Raw genomic sequence first — 6,326 nt, 5'->3', positions numbered from 1 at the left:
GCGGCTCGTCGTCGGGCGGCAGTGGCGGCTCGGGGAGCTCGGGCGGCTCCGGCGGGTCGGGCGGGTCCGGCGGGTCCGGCGGCACGGGCGGCTCCGGTGGCTCCGGCGGTGACACGGGCGGCTCGGGAGGCTCCGGCGGGAGCGGCGGCGGTTCGACCACGCCGACCGACCCGCCGTCGAGCGGCGACCCGACCGATCCGCCGTCGAGCGGGGACCCGACGAGCCCGCCGCCGTCCTCCGACCCCTCCTCGCCGACCGGCGACGGCAGCGGCAGCGGTGGCGGCCCGGCCGCCCAGTCGGCCTCGGTCACCCCGTCGCAGCCGGCGGACTGACGGCCGTACGGCCACCCGCACACACGGGCGCGGCCCCCGGCACACGCAGGGGGCGCGTCCGTGTCAGCGGGCGGGGACCGTCAGAAGAGGCGCAGCTTGTCGTCCTCGATGCCCCGCAGCGCGTCGTAGTCGAGCACCACGCAGCCGATGCCCCGGTCCGTCGCCAGCACCCGCGCCTGTGGCTTGATCTCCTGGGCCGCGAACACGCCCTTGACCGGGGCGAGATGGGGATCGCGGTTCAGCAGATCGAGGTAGCGGGTCAACTGCTCGACCCCGTCGATCTCGCCGCGCCGCTTGATCTCGACGGCGACCGTGCCGCCGTCCGAGTCCCGGCAGAGGATGTCCACGGGGCCGATCGCCGTCGGGTACTCGCGGCGGATGAGGGTGTAACCCTGGCCCAGGGTCTCGATGCGGTCCGCGAGCAGCTCCTGGAGGTGCGCCTCGACACCGTCCTTGATCAGCCCGGGGTCGACGCCCAGCTCGTGCGAGGAGTCGTGCAGGACCTCCTCCATGGTGATGATCAGTTTCTCGCCTGCCTTGTTCACGACGGTCCAGGCGCCGTCGTCCTCCTTGAGGGTGCAGGGCGGTGACATCCAGTTGAGGGGCTTGTACGCACGGTCGTCGGCGTGGATGGACACACTGCCGTCCGCCTTGACCAGGATGAGACGGGGGGCGGAGGGCAGATGGGCGGTGAGCCTGCCCGCGTAGTCCACGGAGCAGCGGGCGATGACGAGACGCATGGTCGGCAACGCTACTCGACTGGCGTCCCGCTACGCGATTCGCCCCACAAGCCCCGTTCGACGGTGGCCGGTTGTGCTCCCGTCTGCCTGGTGGAGACCAGGCCGCGCGCCTAACGTGTAAGCGAGAGGTTGTCGCGCGTGCACGCTGCGTCGCCATCCCTCCCCTTCCCTGCCCGTACGGCCCCGGTCGCGGGGTCGCGAGAGGAGAACCCATGTCGCTCGACGTCTCACCGGCACTCTTGGAGCAGGCCGAGCGAGGCGAGGTCGACGAAGCGGAATTCGTCGACTGCGTCCGGACCTCCCTGCCCTACGCATGGGAGATGATCAGCTCCCTGGTGGCCCAGCTGAAGGTCGACGGCGGCCCGTTCGCCGACAACCAGACGCCCCCGCCGGACGAACACGCCCGTGGCCAGCTGCTGCGCGCCCTCGCGAGCGACGCGATACGCGGCGCGCTCCAGCGCCATTTCGGCGTGCGCCTCGCCTTCCAGAACTGCCACCGCGTGGCCGTCTTCCCGCTCGGCGCCGCATCCGACGAGCGGCTGGCCCGCTTCACCTCGGTGCGCGCCCAGCTGCTCAACCAGTCGCCCGAGCTCCGGGACTGCTGACGGCGGCCCTGCCGTCCCGCACCGGAGGGGGTGACCGGTGCGGGACGGCACGGCCCGGCGGCGCCCCGGCGCGTGCGGCGCGGGCGCCGCACGCCCCGCGCCCGGGTCCTGGAGACGGCGGCGACCCGCGCGTTTCGGCCACGCCGGGCGCGCTACGCCAGCTGCGGCAGCACCTCCGCCCCCAGGCGCCGTACGTTCTCCTCCGTGGCCGCCAGGTCCCCGGAACCCTCGACGAGGAGCGCGAAGCGGCCGATGCCCGTACGCTCGGCCGTCGCCGCCAGGCGGTCCGCCGCGAGCCGCGGCGGACCCACCGGGTGCAGCGAACACAGCAGTTCGGTGTACGCGACCGGGTCGCGCATCGAACGGGCCCTGCCGTCCACCGTGGTGTGCGCGCCGAGTCCCTGGCGCAGCCAGCCCGGCATCGCCTTCATCAGGGTCTCCGCTGCCTCCCCGCGGTCGTCCGCAAGCTGCGCGACCCCCACCGACACGTGCGCGCCCTCGGGGTCGTGGCCCGCGGCGCGCGCGGTCGCGCTCCACAGCGCGACCATCTCCGCCTTCTCCTCGTCGCCCGCGTGCATCCCGAGCAGCATCGGCAGCCCGCGCTCGGCGGCGAGCCGCACCGTGCCCGGCGAGGTGCAGGCGACCACGACCTCGGGCCCCGGCACGTCGAGCAGTTCGTCGGGGCGCGGCACCACGGGCACCTCGCGGAAGGCGTACCGCGGCCCGAGCGCGGCCACCCGCGGCTCCCGCAGCCACCGCAGCAGCAGGTCGAGCGACTCGGGGAAGTCCTGCTCGAAGGCGGCGAGGCCCGCGCCGAAGACCTCCAGGTCGACCCAGGGCCCGCCCCGGCCCACGCCGAGGGAGAACCGGCCCTCGGAGAGTATGTGCAGCAGCGCGGTCTGCTCCCCGAGCGTCACCGGATGCGTGTTCGGCAACACGCTGACCGCCGTACCCACCCGCACGCGCTCGGTCCTTCCGAGCAGCAGACCCGCCAGGGTGACCGCGGACGGGCACACCCCGTACGGCACGAAGTGGTGCTCGGCGAGCCATACTTCATCGAGTCCCGCGCGCTCCACGGCCTGCGCGGTGCGCACCGCGCGGTGCAGCGCCTCGCCCTGCCCCTGTCCCGGAAACTGCGCTGCCAGCACGAACGTCCCCACCCGTGCTCCCGTACGCGTCGCATTCCGCACACGCATCGCCTTCTGCCTCCTCGCGGCCGACGCGGCTCCCCTTCCGGCAATAACGCCTGACACGTGCCAAAGGCACGGCCCTCGACCAAGATCTTGCGATTGTCCGGCTATTGCCCGCCGTTGGGGGGACCGCCGGGCCGGCACCGCGGCACGGGCCGGCCCGGCACGGGCCGTACGCTGAGAGGCAGCCCTGCCGTCTGCCCCGTGAGGTGTGTCATGTCCCCACGTCGCAACCGCCCCCGCGGCGGTGAGAAGCCCTTCGGCCGCGACGCCGGCGAGACCGGCACCCGCTACGGGGGCTTCCAGCGCACCGAGTCCTGGCAGGGCGAGGAGTGGTCGGTACGGCACGTCGCGGGCGCCAGCGCCGCGGGCAAGCGCTACCGCTGCCCCGGCTGCGACCAGGAGATCCCCTCCCACGTGCCGCACGTCGTCGCCTGGCCCGAGTTCGGCGGGGTGGACGACAGGCGCCACTGGCACCAGGCGTGCTGGAACGCGAAGGACCGGCGCGGCGCCAGGATCCAGCGCTCCCGCAACGCCCCGCGCTACTGAGACCCGCGCCACTGAGCCGCGGGGCGCGCTTCCGTCAGGTGTCGCGCCGGTCGAGCGCCGCGTACGCCCCCGCGAGCCCCAGCGCGGTCACCCCCAGCAGGATCCACAGCGACACCCAGCCGGTCGGGCCCCCGCCGTCGCCGAAGCTGCCGAGGCCCGGATAGAAGGACGCCAGCTGGCTCGGGATCGAATACCTCAGCAGCGCGCCGCTCACCCCGGGCAGCGAAGACGACAGGAACATGGCCATCACCAGCGGCAGCAGCACCACCCCGAGCATCGCCGTGATCGCGCCGGCCCCGTGCTTCACCAGCACGCCGAGCGCCTGCGACAGCACACCCAGCAGCGCCATGTACAAGCTCACACCCACCGTCGCCGAGACCCACTGCCCGGTCGACGGGCTCACCGCGTCGAGGATCACCAACTGGAGCACGCCCACCACGAGCGTCAGCGCCAGCATCAGGGTGAAGACCAGCGTGAAGTACACCGCGGCCTTGGCCGCGAGGACCCGCGCCCGGCTCGGGCACGCCGTCAGCGTGGTGCGGATCAGACCCGTGCTGAACTCCCCGGAGAACGTCATGACGCCCAGCGTGATCACGCACATCCCGCCGAGCAGCACCCCGAAAAGACCGAAGGAGACGGCCGTGCCGCCGGGCCGCAGCTCCTCGGTGCGCGGCCCCGACGTCGCGGCCACGCCCCACGCGACCAGCACCCCGGTGCCGAGCACCAGCAGGACCATCCCGCCGAGCGACCACATCGTGGACCGCAGCGACCGGATCTTGGTCCACTCGGCGACGACCGCGTCGCCCAGGTGCGCCCTGCGCTCGGGGACCGGCGAGACATAGCCGTCCTGCGGCAGCGGCGCCCTGTCCTGCTCCGGGTGCGAGGGGTAAGGGGCGGTCATCGGGCGTCGCCCTCCTCGGTGGCCTTGGCGGCGCCTGCGGCCCCCGTGGTCCCGCCGCCGTGCCGCTCGGCGGCGGGCGCGGGCGGCTTCGGCGCGTACCAGCCGCGCTGCGGCACCTCCGGCACGGTCGGCGGCTCCCACCCCGGCTCCTCCCCGGCGAAGCCCGCAAGCTCGTCGTCGGTGGAGCGGTGGTCGACCATCGGCTGCGTCATCCGCATGTACGCCTCCTCCAGCGACGCGTGGTGCGGGGACAGCTCCCACAGCCGCACGCCGGCCTCGTGCGCGAGGTCGCTGACGCGGGGGAGCGGCAGGCCCGTCACGCGCAGCGCGCCGTCCGGCTCCGGGAGCGTCTCGCCGCCCGCGCCGCCGATCAGGGCCGCGAGCCGCTCCCGGGCCGCCGGCTCGCCGTCCGCGACCCGTACCCGCGCGAAGTCGGCGGAGTTGCGCGCGATGAACGCGCGCACGCTCATGTCGGCGAGCAGCCGTCCCCTGCCGATGACGAGGAGATGGTCGGCGGTCACCGCCATCTCGCTCATCAGGTGCGAGGAGACCAGCACCGTGCGGCCCTCGGCGGCCAGCCGCTTCATCAGCGTGCGCACCCAGTAGATGCCCTCGGGGTCGAGGCCGTTGACCGGCTCGTCGAACAGCAGCACGCGCGGGTCGCCGAGGAGCGCGGCCGCGATGCCGAGCCGCTGCCCCATGCCGAGCGAGAAACCCCGCGTCCGTTTGCCCGCCACGTCCCGCAGCCCCACGACGCCGAGCACCTCCTCGACCCGCGAGGCCGGGATGCCGGAGAGCTGCGCGAGCGAGAGGAGGTGGCTGCGGGCGCTGCGGCCGCCGTGCACCGCCTTCGCGTCCAGCAGCGCCCCGACCGCACGGGCCGCGTTGGGCGTCTGCCGGAACGGTCGCCCGTCCACCGTGACGGTGCCGCTCGTCGGCCGGTCGAGACCGACGATCATGCGCATGGTGGTCGACTTGCCGGAGCCGTTGGGGCCGAGGAAGCCCGTGACGACGCCGGGGCGCACCTGGAACGAGAGCCCGTCCACCGCGGTCCTGGCGCCGAAACGCTTGGTCAGGCGGACCGCCTCGATCATCTCCAGCCCCAGCTCATCGATGGTTCGTCCCTTGCGCGGCCCGTACGCGGCCTCTGGAGGGCGAGGATATCCGCACCGGCCCCGTACGGGCGAAGCCGCGGAGGCGGGGCCCTACCGCGCGGGCCGGGCCGCGGGCGCCGCGTGGCACGCCCGCGGCGGTCAGGCGTCGCGCCTGCGCAGCACCAGATAGCCGCCGATCAGCGCCGCCACCACCCACGCCGCCATGATCCCGAAGCCGGCCCACGGCCCGTACGGGACGTCGCTGCCGCCCGACGCGTCCGGCACCACCTGGAGGATCTTCGAGCCCGCCTGATCGGGGAAGTACCGGGCGACGTCCTTCGCCTTCGGCACCGCCGCGAGGATGCTCGACACCAGGAAGAAGAACGGCATCAGGATGCCGAGCGACAGCATCGAGCTGCGCAGCATCGCGGTGACGCCCATCGAGAAGACCGCGATCAGGCACATGTACAGGCCGCTGCCGACCACCGCGCGCAGCACGCCGGGCGCCCCCAGGTCCGTACCGGCGTCGCCGAGCAGCGCCTGGCCGAGGAAGAACGTGATGAAGCCGGTGACAAGGCCCACCACGAGCGCCAGCAGCCCCGCCACGAAGATCTTGCCGTACAGGAAGGTGGCGCGGCGCGGCACGGCCGCGAGCGAGGTGCGGATCATGCCCGAGCTGTACTCGGAGCCCACGACGAGCACCCCGAAGACCACCATCGCCAGCTGTCCGAGCGACATCCCGGAGAAGCTGATCAGCGTCGGGTCGAAGTTCCTGCCCGGGTTGATCAGGGAGGCCGCCACGGCGCCGATGCCCGCGGTGGCGAGGAACGCGAGGGCCAGCGTCCACGTGGTGGACGAGACCGTCCGGATCTTCGTCCACTCGGACTGGAGGACGGCCGGTACCGAAGACATCGT

General features: G+C 73.6%; 7 protein-coding genes and 1 pseudogene. 2 read left to right on the top strand and 6 right to left on the bottom strand.

The window, feature by feature from the left end; translation table 11 throughout:
* Both ABEA77_RS08620 and nucS read right to left on the bottom strand, forming a co-directional pair.
* Window positions 1-310, bottom strand: a pseudogene (locus ABEA77_RS08620) (hypothetical protein); the annotation flags it as partial.
* A gap of 102 nt (window positions 311-412) precedes the next feature.
* Window positions 413-1,072, bottom strand: a complete 660-nt coding sequence (gene nucS / locus ABEA77_RS08615; protein ID WP_345643467.1) for an endonuclease NucS — start codon at window positions 1,070-1,072, stop codon at window positions 413-415.
* Window positions 1,073-1,284: 212 nt separating this feature from the next.
* Here nucS and ABEA77_RS08610 point away from each other — a divergent pair, with 212 nt between their 5' ends.
* Window positions 1,285-1,677 (top strand): SCO5389 family protein, encoded by a 393-nt coding sequence (locus tag ABEA77_RS08610; RefSeq protein WP_345643464.1) that lies wholly within the window; start codon window positions 1,285-1,287, stop codon window positions 1,675-1,677.
* Between the two features lie 152 nt (window positions 1,678-1,829).
* Here ABEA77_RS08610 and ABEA77_RS08605 read toward each other — a convergent pair whose 3' ends face one another.
* A complete protein-coding gene (locus tag ABEA77_RS08605; protein WP_345643462.1) occupies window positions 1,830-2,873 on the bottom strand; it encodes an LLM class flavin-dependent oxidoreductase in 1,044 nt (347 codons plus the stop codon).
* 210 nt (window positions 2,874-3,083) lie between these two features.
* On the opposite strand from ABEA77_RS08605, the gene ABEA77_RS08600 reads away from it, so the two are divergent.
* Entirely contained in the window at window positions 3,084-3,416 is a 333-nt protein-coding gene (locus ABEA77_RS08600; RefSeq protein ID WP_345643459.1) for an ATP/GTP-binding protein, read from the top strand.
* A gap of 34 nt (window positions 3,417-3,450) precedes the next feature.
* Here the strand turns inward: ABEA77_RS08600 and ABEA77_RS08595 are convergent, their stop codons facing one another.
* From ABEA77_RS08595 to ABEA77_RS08585, 3 genes are all read right to left on the bottom strand, one after another.
* Window positions 3,451-4,317, bottom strand: a complete 867-nt coding sequence (locus ABEA77_RS08595) for an ABC transporter permease (protein WP_345643456.1) — start codon at window positions 4,315-4,317, stop codon at window positions 3,451-3,453.
* Window positions 4,314-5,411, bottom strand: coding sequence for an ABC transporter ATP-binding protein (locus ABEA77_RS08590; protein WP_345643454.1), 1,098 nt, complete (start codon window positions 5,409-5,411; stop codon window positions 4,314-4,316). Before ABEA77_RS08590 ends, ABEA77_RS08595 begins: the two co-directional genes overlap by 4 nt.
* Before the next feature lie 159 nt (window positions 5,412-5,570).
* A complete protein-coding gene (locus tag ABEA77_RS08585; protein ID WP_345643452.1) occupies window positions 5,571-6,323 on the bottom strand; it encodes an ABC transporter permease in 753 nt (250 codons plus the stop codon).
* Window positions 6,324-6,326 lie beyond the last annotated feature (3 nt).

This window comes from Streptomyces tremellae, from assembly GCF_039540215.1.
GTDB lineage: Bacteria > Actinomycetota > Actinomycetes > Streptomycetales > Streptomycetaceae > Streptomyces > Streptomyces tremellae.
Note: the sequence above shows the minus strand (reverse complement) of the source record. Positions and strands in the feature narration are given on the sequence as shown.

What these genes read in the sequence shown, in the direction of transcription:
- nucS (WP_345643467.1), bottom strand. Translation starts at nt 1,072, where the DNA reads ATGCGTCTCGTCATCGCCCGCTGCTCCGTGGACTACGCGGGCAGGCTC.
- ABEA77_RS08610 (WP_345643464.1), top strand. Translation starts at nt 1,285, where the DNA reads ATGTCGCTCGACGTCTCACCGGCACTCTTGGAGCAGGCCGAGCGAGGC.
- ABEA77_RS08605 (WP_345643462.1), bottom strand. Translation starts at nt 2,873, where the DNA reads ATGCGTGTGCGGAATGCGACGCGTACGGGAGCACGGGTGGGGACGTTC.
- ABEA77_RS08600 (WP_345643459.1), top strand. Translation starts at nt 3,084, where the DNA reads ATGTCCCCACGTCGCAACCGCCCCCGCGGCGGTGAGAAGCCCTTCGGC.
- ABEA77_RS08595 (WP_345643456.1), bottom strand. Translation starts at nt 4,317, where the DNA reads ATGACCGCCCCTTACCCCTCGCACCCGGAGCAGGACAGGGCGCCGCTG.
- ABEA77_RS08590 (WP_345643454.1), bottom strand. Translation starts at nt 5,411, where the DNA reads ATGATCGAGGCGGTCCGCCTGACCAAGCGTTTCGGCGCCAGGACCGCG.
- ABEA77_RS08585 (WP_345643452.1), bottom strand. Translation starts at nt 6,323, where the DNA reads ATGTCTTCGGTACCGGCCGTCCTCCAGTCCGAGTGGACGAAGATCCGG.